Raw genomic sequence first — 18,296 nt, 5'->3', positions numbered from 1 at the left:
GCTTCATTCTTTGTTCATTACATTATTCTGTCTTATTAATTTAAAATCATTTCCTGCTTTATTATCTATACAGTAATAATGTATTGCATTCAGATAACATACTAAATAATTAAGGGTGTGAGAATATCTGTTTTTTTATCACGCAAAACAAGTCTGTATTAATTATGTTCGCTTGATGAGCAAACACCGTTCTATCTGTTGCTTTTGCAATCTAAATCGTTAAAGCTATCAACGAATTTATATGGTTACGCTGTGAAAAGTTGTTGATTTTTTGTTTGTTGAAATTTCGTAAAAATAACCTGACAGATATCGTATAGGGGATATTCTTATAGATTTCACCTGTTTTTCTATAAATGATGCCGTTTTCTTAAGAATGGAGGAAGTTATTAGAGAAAATAAAGCATAAAACTATTTTTCCAGTTACAAATTCTTTAATTTTATTTTGTCACTTGCGTTATTAATGAATAAGAAATTTAAATATAAGAAATCGCTTTTAGCGGCTATTTTAAGCGCAACCTTATTAACCGGTTGTGATGGCGGTGGTTCAGGATCGTCCTCCGATACGCCGTCTGTAGATTCTGGAGCAGGGACTTTGCCGGAAGTGAAACCCGATCCAATACCAACCCCGGAACCGACACCTGAGCCGACGCCGGACCCAGAACCTACACCAGACCCGACACCCGATCCAGAGCCGACACCAGAACCGGAGCCAGAACCTGTTCCTACGAAAACGGGGTATCTGACCCTGGGCGGAAGCCAGCGGGTAACTGGTGCTACCTGTAATGGTGAATCCAGCGACGGCTTTACCTTTACGCCAGGCAATACCGTGAGTTGTGTGGTGGGCAGTACGACCATTGCAACTTTCAACACCCAGTCAGAGACTGCGCGTAGCCTGCGTGCGGTTGACAAAGTGTCGTTTAGCCTTGAGGACGCGCAGGAGCTGGCGGATTCTGCAAATAAGAAAACCAACGCCATCTCTCTGGTGACGTCCAGCGACAGTTGCCCCGCAGATGCAGAACAGCTTTGTCTTACTTTCTCGTCAGTGGTTGATCGCGCGCGTTTTGAAAAACTGTATAAGCAAATTGATCTGGCAACAAACGATTTCAGCAAGCTGGTCAATGAAGAGGTGGAAAACAATGCTGCGACTGATAAAGCGCCGTCCACCCATACCTCAACGGTAGTGCCAGTCACGACAGAGGGAACAAAACCGGATCTGAACGCGTCCTTCGTGTCGGCTAACGCGGAACAGTTTTATCAGTATCAACCAACTGAAATCATTCTTTCCGAAGGCCATCTGGTGGATAGCCTGGGGAACGGTGTTGCTGGCGTAGACTACTACACCAATTCAGGCCGTGGCGTAACTGACGAAAACGGTAAATTCTCCTTTAGCTGGGGCGAAACCATCTCCTTTGGTATCGATACCTTTGAACTGGGCTCAGTACGCGGCAATAAGTCGACTATTGCGCTGACTGAATTGGGTGATGAAGTTCACGGCGCGAATGTTGATCAGCTGATTCATCGCTATTCGACAACCGGGCAAAATAATACCCGTGTTGTTCCGGACGATGTACGCAAGATCTTTGCCGAATATCCCAACGTGATCAACGAGATTATCAATCTCTCGTTATCCAATGGCGCGACGCTGGATGAAGGCGATCAAAACGTTGTGCTGCCTAACGAATTTATCGAGCAGTTTAAGACGGGTCAGGCCAAAGAGATCGATACCGCGATTTGTGCGAAAACCGACGGTTGTAACGAGGCTCGCTGGTTCTCGCTGACGACGCGCAATGTTAATGACGGCCAGATTCAGGGCGTTATCAACAAGCTGTGGGGCGTGGATACGAACTACCAGTCTGTCAGCAAGTTCCATGTATTCCATGACTCTACCAACTTCTATGGCAGCACGGGAAATGCGCGCGGTCAGGCGGTGGTGAATATCTCCAACGCGGCATTCCCGATTCTGATGGCGCGTAATGATAAAAACTACTGGCTGGCGTTTGGCGAAAAACGCGCCTGGGATAAAAACGAGCTGGCGTACATTACGGAAGCGCCTTCCATTGTGCAGCCAGAGAACGTTACGCGCGATACCGCCACCTTCAATCTGCCGTTTATTTCGCTGGGGCAAGTCGGTGAGGGCAAACTGATGGTTATCGGTAACCCGCACTACAACAGCATTTTGCGTTGCCCGAATGGTTACAGCTGGGCCGGTGGTGTTAATGATAAAGGTGAGTGTACGCTCAGCGGTGATTCAGATGACATGAAGCACTTCATGCAGAACGTACTGCGCTATCTGTCAAACGACATCTGGCAGCCAAATACCAAGAGCACAATGACCGTGGGTACGAACCTGGAAAACGTTTATTTCAAAAATCATGGCCAGGTTACGGGGAGCCGTGCTGCGTTTGGCTTCCATCCGGATTTCGCAGGTATTTCTGTTAAATATTTGACCAGCTATGGCGATCTGAATCCGGAAGAAGTTCCGTTGCTGATCCTCAACGGCTTTGAATATGTGACTCAGTGGTCTGGTGATCCCTATGCAGTGCCTCTACGTGCAGATACCAGCAAACCGAAGCTGAGCCAGCAGGATGTGACCGATCTGATAGCCTATCTGGACAAAGGCGGTTCGGTGCTGATCATGGAAAACGTGATGAGCAATCTTAAGGAAGAGAGCGCGTCTGGCTTTGTGCGCCTGCTTGATGCCGCAGGCCTGTCAATGGCACTGAACAAGTCGGTGGTGAATAATGATCCTCAAGGGTATCCGAACCGCGTTCGTCAGCAGCGCGCAACGGGCATTTGGGTCTATGAACGTTATCCTGCCGTAGACGGTGCGTTGCCATACTTCATCGATAGCGAGACAGGGGAAGTTAAGTGGAAATATCAGGTAGATAACAAACCTGATGACAAACCGAAGCTGGAAGTTGCCAGCTGGCTGGAAGATGTAGATGGCAAACAGGAAACGCGCTATGCCTTTATTGATGAGGCGGAGTTTAAAACCAAAGAGTCTCTGGAGGCTGCAAAGGCAAAAATCTTTGAGAAGTTTCCTGGATTACAGGAGTGTAAGGACTCGGCATACCACTATGAGGTCAACTGCCTGGAATATCGTCCTGGCACGGGGGTTCCGGTTACTGGTGGCATGTATGTTCCGCGCTATACGCAACTGAATCTTGACGCCAACACGGCGAAAGCGATGGTGCAGGCTGCGGATTTAGGCACCAACATTCAGCGCCTGTATCAGCATGAGCTTTATTTCCGTACTAAAGGCAGTAAAGGTGAGCGTCTGAACAGCGTCGATCTGGAACGTTTGTACCAGAACATGTCGGTCTGGTTGTGGAACGATACGGCTTATCGTTATGAAGAAGGCAAAAATGACGAGCTGGGCTTTAAAACGTTCACTGAGTTCCTGAACTGCTACACCAACAATGCATACGTTGGTACGCAGTGTTCTGCTGAGCTGAAAAAATCGCTGATTGATAACAACATGATCTACGGTGACGGTAGCAGCAAAGCAGGCATGATGAACCCGAGCTACCCGCTCAACTATATGGAAAAACCGCTGACGCGCCTGATGCTGGGCCGTTCCTGGTGGGATCTGAACATTAAAGTTGATGTCGAGAAGTACCCGGGAGCCGTATCGGAAGAGGGGCAGAACGTTACTGAAACCATCAGCCTGTACTCGAACCCGACCAAATGGTTTGCGGGTAACATGCAGTCTACTGGTCTGTGGGCTCCGGCTCAGAAAGAGGTCACCATTAAGTCTTCGGCGTCAGTCCCAGTGACTGTTACCGTGGCACTGGCTGACGACCTGACCGGACGTGAGAAGCATGAAGTTGCGCTGAACCGTCCGCCAAGAGTCACTAAAACCTATTCTCTGGCGGCTAACGGTGAATTGACGTTCAAGGTGCCTTACGGTGGCCTGATTTATATCAAAGGCGACAGCAACGACAATGAATCTGCCACCTTCACCTTTACTGGTGTAGTAAAAGCGCCGTTCTATAAAGACGGTAAGTGGCAACACGATCTGAACTCCCCTGCGCCGCTGGGCGAGCTGGAGTCAGACGCTTTCATCTACACTACGCCGAAGAAGAACCTGAATGCCAGTAATTACACGGGCGGTCTGGAGCAATTCGCTAAAGATCTGGATACCTTTGCCAGTTCGATGAATGACTTTTACGGTCGTAATGATGAAGACGGTAAGCACCGGATGTTTACCTATAAAGCATTGACGGGGCATAAACATCGTTTCGCCAACGATGTGCAGATCTCCATTGGTGACGCGCACTCGGGTTATCCGGTGATGAACAGCAGCTTCTCGCCGAACAGCACCACGCTGCCGACGACGCCGCTGAACGATTGGCTGATCTGGCACGAAGTGGGGCACAACGCCGCCGAAACGCCGCTGACTGTTCCTGGCGCGACCGAAGTGGCGAACAACGTGCTGGCGCTGTACATGCAGGATCGCTATCTCGGCAAGATGAACCGTGTCGCTGACGATATTACCGTCGCACCGGAATATCTGGAGGAGAGCAACAACCAGGCATGGGCACGCGGCGGTGCGGGTGACCGTCTGCTGATGTACGCGCAGCTGAAGGAATGGGCAGAGAAAAACTTTGATATCAAGAAATGGTATCCAGATGGCACTCCTCTGCCAGAGTTTTACAGCGAGCGTGAAGGGATGAAAGGCTGGAATCTGTTCCAGTTGATGCATCGCAAAGCGCGCGGCGATGAGGTTGGCAATGACAAGTTTGGCGGCAGAAATTACTGTGCTGAATCCAACGGTAACGCAGCCGACATGCTGATGCTGTGTGCATCCTGGGTCGCCCAGACGGATCTTTCGGAGTTCTTTAAGAAGTGGAATCCGGGCGCGAATGCTTACCAGTTGCCGGGAGCGAGCGAGATGAGCTTCGAGGGCGGTGTGAGCCAGTCGGCTAACGAGACGCTGGCGGCGCTTAATCTGCCGAAACCGCAGCAAGGGCCGGAAACCATTAATCAGGTTACCGAGCATAAGATGTCAGCTGAGTAAGCCTGTATGCCGGATAAGGCGCTCGCGCCGCATCCGGCATGAAATAAGGCGCATCGGGCCTGGAGGAAAGCCGTATGGCATACACCTGCAGGCCCGCATCCGGCAAGTTACAACAAATAACCTTTAACCATGTTTTTTGATGTTTTTCAGCAATACCCCGCGGCGATGCCCGTCCTGGCTACCGTCGGAGGATTGATTATCGGCAGTTTTTTGAATGTGGTGATTTGGCGTTACCCCATCATGCTGCGCCAACAAATGGCGGAGTTTCACGGTGAAATGCCGAGTACGCAGTCAAAAATAAGCCTTGCGCTACCGCGTTCGCACTGCCCACATTGTCAGCAGACCATCCGGATACGTGACAATATTCCGCTGCTCTCCTGGCTGATGCTCAAAGGGCGCTGCCGTGATTGTCAGGCGAAAATCAGCAAGCGTTATCCGCTGGTGGAGTTATTGACGGCACTCGCTTTTTTGCTGGCGAGCCAGGTCTGGCCAGAAAGTGGATGGGCGCTGGCGGTGATGATATTATCCGCCTGGCTGATTGCCGCGAGCGTCATCGACCTTGATAACCAATGGCTGCCCGATGTTTTTACTCAGGGCGTATTGTGGACAGGACTGATTGCGGCATGGGCGCAGCAGAGTCCGTTAACACTACAAGACGCAGTCACCGGCGTCCTGGTGGGATTTATCACTTTTTACTCCTTGCGCTGGATAGCCGGAATAGTTCTGCGTAAAGAAGCATTAGGCATGGGCGATGTATTACTCTTCGCCGCGTTAGGTGGCTGGGTGGGCGCGTTGTCGCTGCCCAATGTGGCTTTAATCGCCTCATGCTGCGGCCTGATATATGCCGTTATTACAAAAAGAGGATCAACCACACTGCCTTTTGGACCGTGTTTAAGTCTGGGCGGTATAGCAACACTTTATCTACAGGCATTGTTTTAATGATAACCCCGTCATTATCAAAGTGACATTTTAACTCTTATTAATAACCTTAGAGATTATTTACCATGTCGATAAAACAGATGCCAGGGAGGGTATTAATATCGCTATTATTGAGCGCTACAGGATTATTAAGTGGCTGTGCCAGCCATAATGAAAATGCCAGTTTACTGGCGAAAAAACAGGCGCAAAATATCAGCCAAAACCTGCCGATTAAATCTGCGGGATATACCTTAGTGCTGGCGCAAAGTAGCGGCACGACGGTAAAAATGACCATTATCAGCGAAGCGGGTGCTCAGACCACGCAGATGCCTGACGCCTTTTTAACCAGCTACCAACGACAAATGTGCGCTGACCCGACGGTGAAATTAATGCTCACTGAGGGAATTAATTACAGCATAACGATTAATGATACACGTACAGGTAACCAGTATCAGCGGAAACTGGATCGCACCACCTGTGGAATAGTCAAAGCATAACGTCGGGTAGATATAAATTGGCGCGGGTTGTTTTTCGTGACGCACGAATTTATCTCATTCAATGGCTGACTAAAATTCGTCACACTCTTAACCAGAGACAATCTCTTAATACAAACAAAGAGCATCTTCGCAAAATTGTACGCGCGATGTTCTGGCTGATGCTGCTTATTATTTCTGCAAAAATGGCGTATTCACTCTGGCGCTATTTCTCCTTTTCTGCGGAATATACGGCGGTTTCTCAATCGGTGAATAAACAGCCCCATGCGGATGTAAAAACGTTCGATAAAAAAGATGTGCAATTAATCAGCCAGCAAAACTGGTTTGGTAAATATCAGCGCGTCGCCACACCGGTAAAGCAACCTGAACCTGTAGCAGAAACGCGTCTTAATGTGGTGCTGCGCGGGATCGCCTTTGGTGCCAGACCCGGCGCGGTTATTGAAGAAGGTGGCAAACAGCAGGTCTATTTGCAGGGTGAACGGCTTGGCTCTCACAACGCAGTGATTGAGGAAATCAATCGCGACCATGTGATGCTGCGCTATCAGGGAAAAATAGAGCGGCTCAGTCTGGCAGAAGAGGAGCGTTCCACCGTAGCCGTGACCAACAAAAAAGCCGTCAGTGACGAAGCAAAGCAAGCTGTTGCTGAGCCTGCGGCCAGTGCGCCCGTTGAGATCCCGGCTGCCGTGCGTCAGGCACTGGCGAAAGATCCGCAGAAAATTTTTAACTATATCCAGCTTACGCCTGTGCGTAAGGAGGGGATTGTCGGTTATGCAGTGAAACCGGGGGCAGATCGTTCTCTGTTCGATGCCAGCGGTTTCAAGGAAGGCGATATCGCCATTGCGCTAAATCAGCAGGATTTCACTGATCCACGAGCAATGATTGCTCTGATGCGGCAGTTACCTTCAATGGATTCCATTCAACTTACGGTTTTACGCAAGGGTGCGCGCTACGACATTTCCATCGCGCTGCGCTAACCGCATTTAATCCAGGAGAATCATTCATCGTGTTTTGGCGTGATATTACGTTGTCAGTCTGGCGTAAGAAGACAACTGGCCTCAAAACAAAAAAGCGTTTACTGCCGCTGGTGCTGGCAGCGGTATTATGCAGTTCACCGGTCTGGGCGGAAGAAGCCACTTTCACCGCTAATTTTAAAGATACCGACCTGAAATCGTTCATCGAAACCGTCGGCGCTAACCTTAATAAAACCATCATTATGGGGCCGGGCGTACAGGGGAAAGTGAGTATTCGCACCATGACCCCACTCAATGAACGCCAGTATTACCAGCTATTCCTTAACCTGCTGGAAGCACAGGGGTATGCCGTCGTACCGATGGAAAACGACGTGCTGAAGGTGGTGAAATCCAGCGCCGCAAAAGTTGAGCCGCTGCCGCTGGTCGGTGAAGGCAGCGACAACTACGCGGGCGATGAAATGGTCACCAAAGTAGTGCCGGTACGTAATGTTTCGGTACGCGAGCTGGCGCCGATCCTGCGCCAGATGATCGACAGCGCAGGCTCAGGCAACGTTGTTAATTACGATCCCTCCAACGTAATTATGCTCACCGGACGCGCCTCCGTCGTAGAGCGCCTGACGGAAGTGATCCAGCGTGTGGATCATGCGGGAAACCGCACCGAAGAGGTGATTCCGCTGGATAACGCCTCAGCCTCGGAAATTGCCCGGGTGCTGGAAAGCCTGACCAAAAACAGCGGCGAGAACCAGCCAGCAACGCTGAAATCTCAAATTGTCGCTGATGAACGCACCAACAGCGTGATTGTCAGTGGTGACCCTGCCACGCGAGACAAAATGCGCCGCCTGATCCGTCGTCTGGACTCAGAAATGGAGCGCAGCGGCAACAGCCAGGTGTTCTATCTCAAATACAGCAAAGCCGAAGATCTGGTCGATGTGTTGAAACAGGTCAGCGGCACGCTCACAGCGGCTAAAGAAGAGGCGGAAGGCACAGTTGGTAGCGGGCGTGAGGTTGTCTCCATTGCCGCCAGTAAACACAGTAATGCCCTGATTGTCACCGCGCCGCAGGACATTATGCAGTCGCTGCAAAGCGTGATTGAACAACTGGATATTCGCCGTGCTCAGGTGCATGTCGAGGCGTTGATCGTGGAAGTTGCCGAAGGCAGCAATATCAACTTCGGCGTGCAGTGGGCGTCGAAAGATGCCGGATTAATGCAGTTTGCTAACGGTACGCAGATCCCTATCGGTACGCTGGGCGCAGCCATTTCTCAGGCGAAACCGCAGAAAGGTTCAACGGTGATCAGCGAAAACGGTGCCACCACCATTAACCCGGATACTAACGGCGATCTCTCCACGCTCGCCCAGCTTCTTTCTGGCTTTAGCGGTACGGCGGTTGGCGTGGTGAAAGGCGACTGGATGGCGCTGGTACAGGCGGTTAAAAACGACTCCAGCTCGAACGTTCTCTCCACGCCGAGCATCACTACGCTGGACAACCAGGAAGCCTTCTTCATGGTGGGTCAGGATGTTCCGGTATTAACCGGCTCTACCGTTGGCTCCAATAACAGCAATCCTTTCAATACAGTAGAAAGGAAAAAAGTCGGCATCATGCTGAAAGTCACGCCGCAGATTAACGAAGGAAACGCGGTACAGATGGTGATTGAGCAGGAAGTGTCGAAGGTGGAAGGACAGACCAGCCTCGACGTCGTGTTTGGCGAGCGCAAACTGAAAACCACCGTGCTGGCAAACGATGGTGAGCTGATCGTGCTTGGCGGTCTGATGGACGATCAGGCGGGAGAAAGCGTGGCGAAAGTGCCGCTGCTTGGCGATATCCCATTGATTGGTAACCTGTTTAAATCGACGGCGGATAAAAAAGAAAAACGTAACCTGATGGTGTTTATCCGCCCGACCATTCTGCGTGATGGTATGGCGGCAGACGGCGTGTCGCAGCGCAAATATAACTATATGCGCGCCGAACAGATCTATCGCGATGAGCAAGGCTTAAGCCCGATGCCGCACACCGCGCAGCCGGTACTGCCAGCGCAAAATCAGGCTCTACCGCCGGAAGTTCGTGCGTTCCTTAATGCCGGGAGAACGCGTTAATGGTGCCTGTAGCACAGGAAACCACTGCTAACACCGTGCGTCTGCCCTACAGTTTCAGCCGTCGGTTTAGCCTGGTGGCATGGTGCGAAGCGTCGCTGGAGATCCTCCATGTGCATCCGTTGTCGCTCTCTGTTTTGCAGGAGCTGCAACGGGGGCTGAACGCGCCCTTTACGCTGCGGCAAATCGACGAAGCCGAATTTGAACAGCGGCTGAATGCGGTCTGGCAGCGGGACTCTTCCGAAGCTCGCCAGCTGATGGAAGATCTCGGTTCCGCCGAGGACTTTTTTACCCTCGCTGAAGAACTGCCGGAAACGGAAGATCTGCTGGAAAGTGACGACGATGCGCCAATCATCAAACTGATCAACGCCATGTTGGCAGAGGCGATTAAAGAAGGCGCTTCGGATATCCACATCGAGACATTTGAAAAGAGTCTGGTGATCCGTTTTCGTGTTGACGGCACATTACATGAAATGCTGCGCCCGGGGCGCAAACTGGCCTCGCTGCTGGTATCACGTATTAAGGTGATGGCGCGGCTGGATATCGCCGAAAAGCGCGTACCGCAGGATGGCCGTATTGCGCTGCTGCTGGGTGGTCGGGCGATTGACGTGCGTGTCTCCACTATGCCTTCCGCCTGGGGCGAGCGCGTGGTGCTGCGACTGCTGGACAAAAACCAGGCCCGCCTGACGCTGGAGCGTCTGGGTTTAAGTCAGCAACTGACCGCGCAGCTGCGCCAGTTACTGCACAAACCGCACGGCATCTTTCTGGTGACGGGGCCGACAGGTTCCGGCAAAAGCACCACGCTGTACGCCGGATTGCAGGAGCTGAACAACCACTCGCGCAACATTCTCACGGTTGAAGACCCCATCGAATACATGATTGAAGGGATCGGTCAGACACAGGTTAACACCCGCGTCGGCATGACCTTCGCCCGTGGCCTGCGCGCGATTTTGCGTCAGGACCCGGATGTGGTGATGGTCGGTGAAATCCGCGATACCGAAACCGCAGAAATCGCCGTCCAGGCGTCATTGACCGGACACCTGGTACTTTCCACGCTGCATACCAACACGGCGGTGGGGGCGATCACGCGTTTGCAGGATATGGGCGTTGAGCCTTTCCTGCTCTCTTCCAGCCTGACGGGCGTGATGGCGCAGCGACTTGTTCGCACACTGTGCACCGACTGCCGCCAGCCCGCGCCTGCCACTGATGAAGAAAAACGCCTGCTGGGAATTACCGATGTGCGTACCGTCACGCTGTACCATCCGCAGGGCTGCCCCGCCTGTAATCACAAAGGTTTTCGCGGGCGTACTGCCATCCATGAGCTGATCGTGGTAGACGCCACATTGCGTGATTTGATCCACCGTCAGGCCGGGGAACTGGAGCTGGAACGTTATGTCCGGCAACACTCTGCGGGTATCCGCAGCAACGGCATTGAGAAAGTGCTTGCCGGAGAAACCTCTCTCGATGAAGTGCTGCGGGTAACGATGGAGGCGTAATGGCACTGTTTTACTATCAGGCGTTACAGCGTAATGGTCGCAAAACCAAAGGTATGATTGAGGCGGATTCCGCGCGTCATGCCCGCCAGTTGTTGCGCGGTAAAGAGCTTATCCCCGTACACATTGAAGCCCGGATGAATGCTTCGTCAGGGGGAATGTTGCAGCGTCGGCGACACGCACATCGTCGTGTGGCGGCGGCAGATCTGGCGCTGTTCACTCGCCAACTGGCAACGCTGGTGCAGGCAGCAATGCCGCTGGAAACCTGCTTACAGGCGGTCAGTGAGCAAAGTGAAAAACTGCATGTAAAAAGCCTCGGAATGGCGCTACGCAGCCGGATTCAGGAAGGTTACACCCTGTCGGACAGCCTGCGCGAACATCCCCGCGTCTTTGACTCCCTGTTTTGTTCGATGGTGGCTGCCGGAGAAAAATCCGGGCATCTCGACGAGGTGCTCAATCGCCTGGCGGATTACACCGAACAGCGACAGCGCCTGAAATCACGCCTGCTGCAGGCCATGCTCTATCCGCTGGTACTGCTGGTGGTGGCAACGGGCGTAGTCACTATTTTGCTGACGGCAGTGGTGCCGAAAATTATCGAACAGTTTGATCATCTCGGACACGCGCTACCCGCCTCTACCCGAATGCTCATCGCCATGAGCGACGCGTTACAGGCCAGCGGCGTGTACTGGCTGGCGGGTTTGCTGGGGCTTCTGGTGCTGGGGCAACGACTACTCAAAAATCCTGCTATGCGCCTGTGCTGGGATAAAACCTTGCTGCGTCTTCCCGTGACGGGGCGTGTTGCGCGCGGACTGAATACGGCGCGCTTTTCCCGCACCTTAAGCATCCTCACCGCCAGCAGTGTTCCGTTGCTGGAAGGCATTCAGACCGCCGCTGCCGTGTCGGCAAATCGCTATGTCGAGCAACAACTGCTGTTGGCGGCAGATCGCGTCCGCGAAGGAAGCAGTCTACGCGCTGCGCTGGCGGAGTTGCGCCTGTTCCCGCCGATGATGCTGTACATGATCGCCTCCGGCGAACAGAGCGGTGAACTGGAAACCATGCTTGAACAGGCCGCAGTCAACCAGGAACGGGAATTTGATACCCAGGTGGGGCTGGCGTTGGGGCTGTTTGAGCCTGCTCTGGTGGTGATGATGGCGGGTGTGGTGCTGTTTATCGTCATCGCCATCCTCGAGCCGATGCTGCAACTGAACAATATGGTTGGAATGTAATTTACGGAGTTATCACATGAATTCGTTATCCCGCACACAAAGACCACGGGCAGGTTTTACCCTGCTGGAAGTGATGGTGGTGATTGTTATTCTTGGCGTCCTGGCAAGTCTGGTGGTGCCTAATCTTTTGGGCAACAAAGAGAAAGCCGATCGGCAAAAAGCCATCAGCGATATCGTGGCGCTGGAGAACGCGCTGGATATGTATCGACTGGATAACGGGCGTTATCCGACCACCGAACAGGGGCTTGAGGCGCTGATCCAGCAACCGGCCAATATGGCGGACTCCCGCAACTACCGTCCTGGTGGATACATCAAACGGCTGCCAAAGGATCCGTGGGGCAATGATTATCAGTATCTCAGCCCGGTTGAAAAAGGACTGTTTGATGTTTACACCTTAGGGGCGGATGGTCAGGAAAACGGGGAAGGTGCTGGCGCAGATATCGGTAACTGGAATTTGCAGGAGTTTCAGTAATCAGTGCCCAAACGCGGATTCACACTTCTGGAAATTATGCTGGTGATTTTCCTTATCGGCCTTGCCAGTGCGGGCGTGGTACAGACGTTTGCGACCGCTTCAGAGCCGCCTGCGAAAAAAGCGGCGCAGGATTTTCTGACTCGCTTTGCGCAGTTTAAGGACAGGGCAGTGATCGAAGGGCAAACACTCGGTGTGCTAATCGACCCGCCTGGCTATCAGTTTATGCAGCGTCGTCAGGGGCAGTGGTTGCCCGTTTCTGCGACCCGGTTATCGGCACAGGTTACGGTGGCGAAACAGGTGCAGATGCTGTTACAACCCGACAGTGATATCTGGCAGAAGGAATATGCGCTGGAGCTGCAGCGTCGCCGCCTGACGCTGCACGATATTGAACTGGAGCTGCAAAAAGAGGCGAAAAAGAAGACGCCGCAGATCCGTTTTTCGCCTTTTGAACCCGCCACGCCGTTTACGCTGCGCTTCTACTCGGCGGCGCAAAACGCGTGTTGGGCGGTAAAGCTGGCGCACGATGGCGCGTTATCCCTCAATCAATGTGATGAGAGGATGCCATGAAGCGCGGATTTACCTTGCTGGAAGTGATGCTCGCGCTGGCGATTTTTGCGCTGGCCGCCATGGCGGTGTTACAGATCTCCAGCGGTGCGCTGAGTAATCAGCAAATCCTTGAGGAAAAAACGGTGGCAGGCTGGGTAGCTGAAAACCAGACCGCACTGCTCTACCTGATGACCCGTGAACAACGAGCGGTCAGGCACCAGGGCGAGAGTGATATGGCTGGAAGCCGCTGGTACTGGCGAACCACACCGCTGAATACCGGTAACGCGCTGCTCCAGGCGGTGGATATTGAAGTCAGTCTTCATGAAGACTTTTCGTCGGTGATTCAGTCACGACGCGCCTGGTTTAGCGCCGTGGGAGGCCAACAGTGAGAAGGACTCGCGCTGGTTTCACGTTACTGGAAATGCTGGTGGCAATCGCCATTTTTGCCTCGCTGGCACTGATGGCACAGCAGGTGACAAACGGCGTCACACGCGTGAATAGCGCCGTCGCCGGACACGATCAAAAACTGAACCTCATGCAGCAAACGATGAGTTTTCTGACCCACGATCTGACACAAATGATGCCGCGTCCGGTAAGAGGCGATCAGGGTCAGCGAGAACCTGCGTTACTGGCGGGCGCTGGCGTGCTGGCCTCTGAGAGTGAAGGAATACGCTTTGTGCGCGGCGGTGTGGTTAATCCATTGATGCGTCTGCCGCGCAGTAATCTGCTCACCGTCGGTTACCGCATTCATGACGGTTATCTCGAACGGTTAGCCTGGCCGCTGACCGATGCCGCAGGCAGCGTGAAGCCAACAACGCAAAAGTTGATTCCGGCGGATTCACTTCGTTTGCAGTTTTACGACGGCACTCGCTGGCAGGAAACCTGGTCATCAGTGCAGGCGATCCCTGTGGCAGTGCGCATGACTCTGCATTCGCCGCAATGGGGCGAGATTGAACGCATCTGGTTGTTACGCGGGCCGCAATTATCATGATCACCTCACCACCAAAACGCGGAATGGCACTGGTCGTGGTGCTGGTATTGCTGGCGGTCATGATGCTGGTAACCATCACGCTTTCCGGGCGGATGCAGCAACAACTTGGGCGAACGCGCAGCCAGCAGGAGTACCAGCAGGCGCTGTGGTATAGCGCCAGTGCAGAAAGCCTCGCGCTGAGCGCACTCAGTCTGAGCCTGAAAAATGAAAAGCGCGTGCATCTGGCGCAGCCGTGGGCTTCCGGCCCTCGTTTGTTGCCACTGCCGCAGGGGCAAATTGCCGTCACTCTGCGTGACGCTCAGGCCTGCTTTAACCTGAATGCCCTTGCTCAACCAACAACGGCGTCGCGTCCGCTCGCGGTACAACAACTGATTGCCCTGATCTCGCGCCTGGATGTGCCTGCTTATCGGGCCGAACTGATAGCCGAAAGCCTGTGGGAATTTATTGACGAGGACCGCAGCGTGCAGACGCGTCTGGGCCGTGAAGACAGCGAGTATCTCGCCCGTTCGGTACCGTTCTACGCCGCGAATCAACCGCTGACCGATATCAGCGAAATGCGCGTGGTACAGGGAATGGACGCCGGCCTTTATCAAAAACTCAAACCGCTGGTCTGTGCGCTGCCGATGACCCACCAGCAAATCAACATCAATACCTTAGACGTCACGCAAAGTGTGATTCTTGAGGCGCTGTTTGACCCGTGGTTAAGCCCTGTTCAGGCGCGGGCGTTATTACAACAACGTCCTGCGAAGGGCTGGGAAGATGTCGATCAGTTTCTCGCACAGCCGCTACTCGTTGACGTCGATGAGCGTACTAAAAAAAAGCTAAAAACCGTCCTGAGCGTGGACAGCAATTACTTCTGGCTGCGTTCAGATATCACCGTGAATGAGATTGAACTGACGATGAATTCGTTAATTGTCCGCATGGGCCCACAACATTTTTCGGTTCTCTGGCATCAGACAGGAGAAAGTGAGTGAGTTCCATCCTTGAGATTTATTTCCCGCTTTGCGCCGCTGATCCCCTCCGTTGGCAACGCCGTACACACGACGTGGTGCACGGTATCTGGCCTGACGTTGCTGACGAACGTCTCCAGCAATGGCTGCAAACTGATGCGATTCGACTCTACATTCCCGGCGAATGGATCAGCATCTGGCAGGTTGAACTGCCTGATGTCGCACGTAAGCAGATACCGACTATTCTGCCCGCCTTACTGGAAGAAGAACTGAACCAGGATATCGACGAACTGCATTTTGCGCCGTTGAAAATCGACCAGCAACTGGCAACCGTGGCAGTGATTCACCAGCAGCATATGCGCAACATTGCGCAGTGGTTGCAGACAAACGGCATTACCCGCGCCACCGTTGCACCGGACTGGATGTCCATTCCTTGTGGATTTATGGCTGGCGATGCACAGCGAATTATTTGCCGCATCGATGAATGCCGGGGATGGAGCGCCGGGCGGGCGCTGGCTCCGCTCATGTTCCGCGCACAGCTCAATGAGCAGGCGTCTCCGCTTTCGCTGACCGTAGTCGGAATCGCGCCGGAAGAGCTATCTGCATGGGCTGGCCCAGACGCTGAACGTCTGACAGTGACGGCCCTGCCAGCCGTTACCACTTATGGCGAACCGGAAGGGAACCTGCTAACAGGGCCGTGGCAGCCTCGCGTCAGCTACCGAAAACAGTGGGCGCGCTGGCGGGTGATGATTCTGCCGATATTGCTGATTCTGGTTGCGCTGGCAGTGGAACGGGGCGTGACGTTATGGAGCGTCAGCGAACAGGTGGCGCAAAGCCGCACCCAGGCGGAGAAACAGTTCTTAACGCTATTCCCGGAGCAGAAGCGGATTGTGAATTTACGCTCTCAGGTGACGATGGCGCTGAAAAAATATCGCCCACAGACCGACGAAACCGATCTGCTCGCTGAGTTGTCAGCGATTGCCAGCACGCTGAAATCAGCGTCACTTTCCGACATTGAGATGCGTGGTTTCACCTTTGATCAAAAACGCCAGACGCTTCATCTCCAGTTGCGGGCCGCAAACTTTGCCAGCTTCGACAAACTGCGTAGCGCACTGGCGGCAGATTATGTTGTGCAACAGGACGCGTTACAGAAAGAGGGTGATGCGGTTTCCGGCGGCGTAACGTTGCGGAGGAAATAACATGTTACGCGATAAATTTATTCACTATTTTCAGCAATGGCGTGAACGCCAGTTAAGCCGTGGCGAACACTGGCTGACACAACACCTGGCGGGGCGTTCTCCGCGTGAAAAAGGCATGTTACTGGCAGCGGTAGTGTTCCTGTTTAGCGCCGGATATTACGTTCTCATCTGGCAGCCGTTGAGCGAACGGATTGAGCAACAGGAGACGATGTTGCAGCAGCTGGTGGCGATGAACGCGCGACTGAAGAGCTCCGCGCCGGATATTATTGCGGCGCGAAAATCCGGCACGACAACGCAAGCACAGGTATCGCGGGTCATCAGCGACAGTGCTTCGGCGCATTCAGTGGTCATTAAGCGGATAGCCGAGCGCGGGGAGAATATCCAGGTCTGGATAGATCCTGTGGTATTTAATGATCTGCTGAACTGGTTAAACGCGCTGGATGAAAAGTATGCGCTGCGGGTGACACAAATTGATGTCAGCGCAGGTGAGAAGCCGGGGATGGTGAACGTGCAGCGACTGGAATTTGGACGGGGTAAAGTATCAGGAGATTAATATCAATAAAATTACTCTCGTTAACGTGGCGAGAGTAATCCCCCCAGACCTTATAAGCTAAGTTTTTTCGTGAAGGTTATTGCCAGATCCAAAAGCAAAAACCCGCCTTGTGGGCGGGTTCTTAAGAATAGTGGTGCCCGGACTCGGAATCGAACCAAGGACACGGGGATTTTCAATCCCCTGCTCTACCGACTGAGCTATCCGGGCAACGGGGCGCATTAAACCTGATTCGCCTCGTCTCGTCAATCAAATTTCTTCAATTTAGTGCAGACTGTACAATCTATCATCACTTTGCCGCTATTGCACGCATTGTCAGGCAAACCAGGCGGTCCAGGCTGCGGAAAGCGGCATTGCCAGAAGGAGTGCTGGAAGCATGTTGACCACCGGGAACATTTTAATGCCACAGATGCGTAAGCCGGTTGCCAGCAGCAATAAACCGCCCACGGCGCTGAAGTCTGCCATCATCGACGGTGTGGTCAGCGGTAATATCAGTGCGGCAGCCCACGCCAGCGTTAACTGGATGATCAGTAATGGAATGCTAATCACCGATACCGCGATGCCCAGTGAGCAGGCGAAGATCATTGCCGTAAAAAAATCAAGAAATGACTTGGCGATTAAAATACTCGGATCGCCGGTCATACCTTCGTTCATCGCACCGAAGATCCCGGTGCCGCTGGCGCAAAACAGGACAATAATCGCGACAAAATTCTGAATAAAAGATTCATGCGCTGGCTTCTTACGCGAGTGGCGAAACAGATTTTGCGCTTTGGCGACCGCGGTATTGACACCTTTTTCCAGCAGACAAATTTCGCCAATTAGAGCGCCAAGTAGCGTAGCTAAAACCATCGCTGGAAGGTTGGCGCATTTCACCACCAGTAAAATACCAATCCCCAGCGATGCCAGACCAAAAATTGATGTCATGGAGACGCGGATACGTTCCGGTAAACGTTGGCTGAGCAGTGCGCCGATAACGCCACCCAGTAAGACTGCACTCGCGTTGATAAAAGGGCCGATGACCACAAGAGTTCCTGTTAACTGTATTGTTTGATTTTCTTATTATGAACGTTTGGCTCCTTCGATGGCTTGTTTGTTCGCAAAGTCCTGGCTTGCGCGCTTTAGCGAAAGGTGCCATGATTGCGCGAATTTTCTCCTCTCTGTACGGAGTTTGCCCGATGCACGCCACCTCCTTACATTCTCTTGCTTATCGCCGTTTCGCGCGAAACTCCTCCCTTTTTCTGCTCATGCGGTGAAGTTAACGCACGCTCACTGCAGGACAACAGTAAAATCAGAGCGTTTCTGCTTTTACTGATGTCTGGCGGTCGGAGCTGGTGACCAGTTTGACCCATATCTCGTGGGGCAGGGTTTTTCACCTT

Annotated in this window: 16 protein-coding genes and 1 tRNA gene; 15 read left to right on the top strand and 2 right to left on the bottom strand. The window is 52.9% G+C overall.

Annotation, left to right across the window (positions count from 1 at the left end):
- Positions 1–460 precede the first annotated feature (460 nt).
- The 14 genes from sslE (at position 461) to yghD (ending at position 16,923) form a co-directional block, all read left to right on the top strand.
- Positions 461–5,020 (top strand): lipoprotein metalloprotease SslE, encoded by a 4,560-nt coding sequence (sslE, locus tag QUF14_RS18865; RefSeq protein WP_286333075.1) that lies wholly within the window; start codon positions 461–463, stop codon positions 5,018–5,020.
- Positions 5,021–5,149: 129 nt separating this feature from the next.
- Positions 5,150–5,959 (top strand): prepilin peptidase PppA, encoded by an 810-nt coding sequence (gene pppA / locus QUF14_RS18860; RefSeq protein WP_000464640.1) that lies wholly within the window; start codon positions 5,150–5,152, stop codon positions 5,957–5,959.
- 65 nt (positions 5,960–6,024) lie between these two features.
- Positions 6,025–6,435: a type II secretion system pilot lipoprotein GspS-beta gene (gene gspS2, locus QUF14_RS18855; RefSeq protein WP_024212136.1), complete on the top strand. Its 411-nt coding sequence runs from the start codon at positions 6,025–6,027 to the stop codon at positions 6,433–6,435.
- 17 nt (positions 6,436–6,452) lie between these two features.
- Positions 6,453–7,406, top strand: coding sequence for a type II secretion system protein GspC (gene gspC / locus QUF14_RS18850; protein WP_000135095.1), 954 nt, complete (start codon positions 6,453–6,455; stop codon positions 7,404–7,406).
- 29 nt (positions 7,407–7,435) lie between these two features.
- Positions 7,436–9,496 (top strand): type II secretion system secretin GspD, encoded by a 2,061-nt coding sequence (gspD, locus tag QUF14_RS18845; RefSeq protein WP_100733888.1) that lies wholly within the window; start codon positions 7,436–7,438, stop codon positions 9,494–9,496.
- Positions 9,496–10,989 (top strand): type II secretion system ATPase GspE, encoded by a 1,494-nt coding sequence (gene gspE, locus QUF14_RS18840; RefSeq protein WP_000249352.1) that lies wholly within the window; start codon positions 9,496–9,498, stop codon positions 10,987–10,989. Before gspD ends, gspE begins: the two co-directional genes overlap by 1 nt.
- Positions 10,989–12,212 (top strand): type II secretion system inner membrane protein GspF, encoded by a 1,224-nt coding sequence (gene gspF / locus QUF14_RS18835; RefSeq protein ID WP_024212135.1) that lies wholly within the window; start codon positions 10,989–10,991, stop codon positions 12,210–12,212. Before gspE ends, gspF begins: the two co-directional genes overlap by 1 nt.
- Positions 12,213–12,228: 16 nt before the next feature.
- Positions 12,229–12,684, top strand: coding sequence for a type II secretion system major pseudopilin GspG (gene gspG / locus QUF14_RS18830; protein ID WP_145960287.1), 456 nt, complete (start codon positions 12,229–12,231; stop codon positions 12,682–12,684).
- Positions 12,685–12,687: 3 nt separating this feature from the next.
- A complete protein-coding gene (gspH, locus tag QUF14_RS18825; RefSeq protein ID WP_001126081.1) occupies positions 12,688–13,251 on the top strand; it encodes a type II secretion system minor pseudopilin GspH in 564 nt (187 codons plus the stop codon).
- Entirely contained in the window at positions 13,248–13,619 is a 372-nt protein-coding gene (gene gspI / locus QUF14_RS18820; RefSeq protein WP_000820097.1) for a type II secretion system minor pseudopilin GspI, read from the top strand. The genes gspH and gspI overlap by 4 nt, the downstream gene beginning before the upstream one ends.
- Entirely contained in the window at positions 13,616–14,221 is a 606-nt protein-coding gene (gene gspJ / locus QUF14_RS18815) for a type II secretion system minor pseudopilin GspJ (RefSeq protein ID WP_001255038.1), read from the top strand. The genes gspI and gspJ overlap by 4 nt, the downstream gene beginning before the upstream one ends.
- Entirely contained in the window at positions 14,218–15,195 is a 978-nt protein-coding gene (gspK, locus tag QUF14_RS18810) for a type II secretion system minor pseudopilin GspK (protein WP_000633229.1), read from the top strand. Before gspJ ends, gspK begins: the two co-directional genes overlap by 4 nt.
- Entirely contained in the window at positions 15,192–16,370 is a 1,179-nt protein-coding gene (gene gspL, locus QUF14_RS18805; RefSeq protein WP_000095008.1) for a type II secretion system protein GspL, read from the top strand. Before gspK ends, gspL begins: the two co-directional genes overlap by 4 nt.
- A 1-nt stretch (position 16,371) precedes the next feature.
- Complete coding sequence (gene yghD / locus QUF14_RS18800; RefSeq protein WP_000942820.1) at positions 16,372–16,923, top strand: GspM family type II secretion system protein YghD; 552 nt, start codon at positions 16,372–16,374, stop codon at positions 16,921–16,923.
- Positions 16,924–17,054: 131 nt separating this feature from the next.
- Here the strand turns inward: yghD and QUF14_RS18795 are convergent.
- Both QUF14_RS18795 and QUF14_RS18790 read right to left on the bottom strand, forming a co-directional pair.
- Positions 17,055–17,130, bottom strand: a tRNA-Phe gene (locus QUF14_RS18795).
- 105 nt (positions 17,131–17,235) lie between these two features.
- Entirely contained in the window at positions 17,236–17,943 is a 708-nt protein-coding gene (locus tag QUF14_RS18790) for a DUF554 domain-containing protein (RefSeq protein ID WP_000234499.1), read from the bottom strand.
- 152 nt (positions 17,944–18,095) lie between these two features.
- On the opposite strand from QUF14_RS18790, the gene QUF14_RS18785 reads away from it, so the two are divergent.
- On the top strand, positions 18,096–18,173 hold the full coding sequence (locus QUF14_RS18785; protein ID WP_212734103.1) for a hypothetical protein: 78 nt from the start codon (positions 18,096–18,098) through the stop codon (positions 18,171–18,173).
- Positions 18,174–18,296 lie beyond the last annotated feature (123 nt).

The sequence above is a fragment of the Escherichia sp. HH091_1A genome (assembly GCF_030295175.1).
In the GTDB taxonomy this organism is placed as follows: Bacteria; Pseudomonadota; Gammaproteobacteria; order Enterobacterales; family Enterobacteriaceae; genus Escherichia; species Escherichia coli_F.
Note: the sequence above shows the minus strand (reverse complement) of the source record. Positions and strands in the feature narration are given on the sequence as shown.

Coding starts and splice junctions, on each gene's coding strand:
- sslE (WP_286333075.1), top strand. CDS start 461: ATGAATAAGAAATTTAAATATAAGAAATCGCTTTTAGCGGCTATTTTA.
- pppA (WP_000464640.1), top strand. CDS start 5,150: ATGTTTTTTGATGTTTTTCAGCAATACCCCGCGGCGATGCCCGTCCTG.
- gspS2 (WP_024212136.1), top strand. CDS start 6,025: ATGTCGATAAAACAGATGCCAGGGAGGGTATTAATATCGCTATTATTG.
- gspE (WP_000249352.1), top strand. CDS start 9,496: ATGGTGCCTGTAGCACAGGAAACCACTGCTAACACCGTGCGTCTGCCC.
- gspF (WP_024212135.1), top strand. CDS start 10,989: ATGGCACTGTTTTACTATCAGGCGTTACAGCGTAATGGTCGCAAAACC.
- gspG (WP_145960287.1), top strand. CDS start 12,229: ATGAATTCGTTATCCCGCACACAAAGACCACGGGCAGGTTTTACCCTG.
- gspI (WP_000820097.1), top strand. CDS start 13,248: ATGAAGCGCGGATTTACCTTGCTGGAAGTGATGCTCGCGCTGGCGATT.
- gspK (WP_000633229.1), top strand. CDS start 14,218: ATGATCACCTCACCACCAAAACGCGGAATGGCACTGGTCGTGGTGCTG.
- yghD (WP_000942820.1), top strand. CDS start 16,372: ATGTTACGCGATAAATTTATTCACTATTTTCAGCAATGGCGTGAACGC.
- QUF14_RS18785 (WP_212734103.1), top strand. CDS start 18,096: ATGCACGCCACCTCCTTACATTCTCTTGCTTATCGCCGTTTCGCGCGA.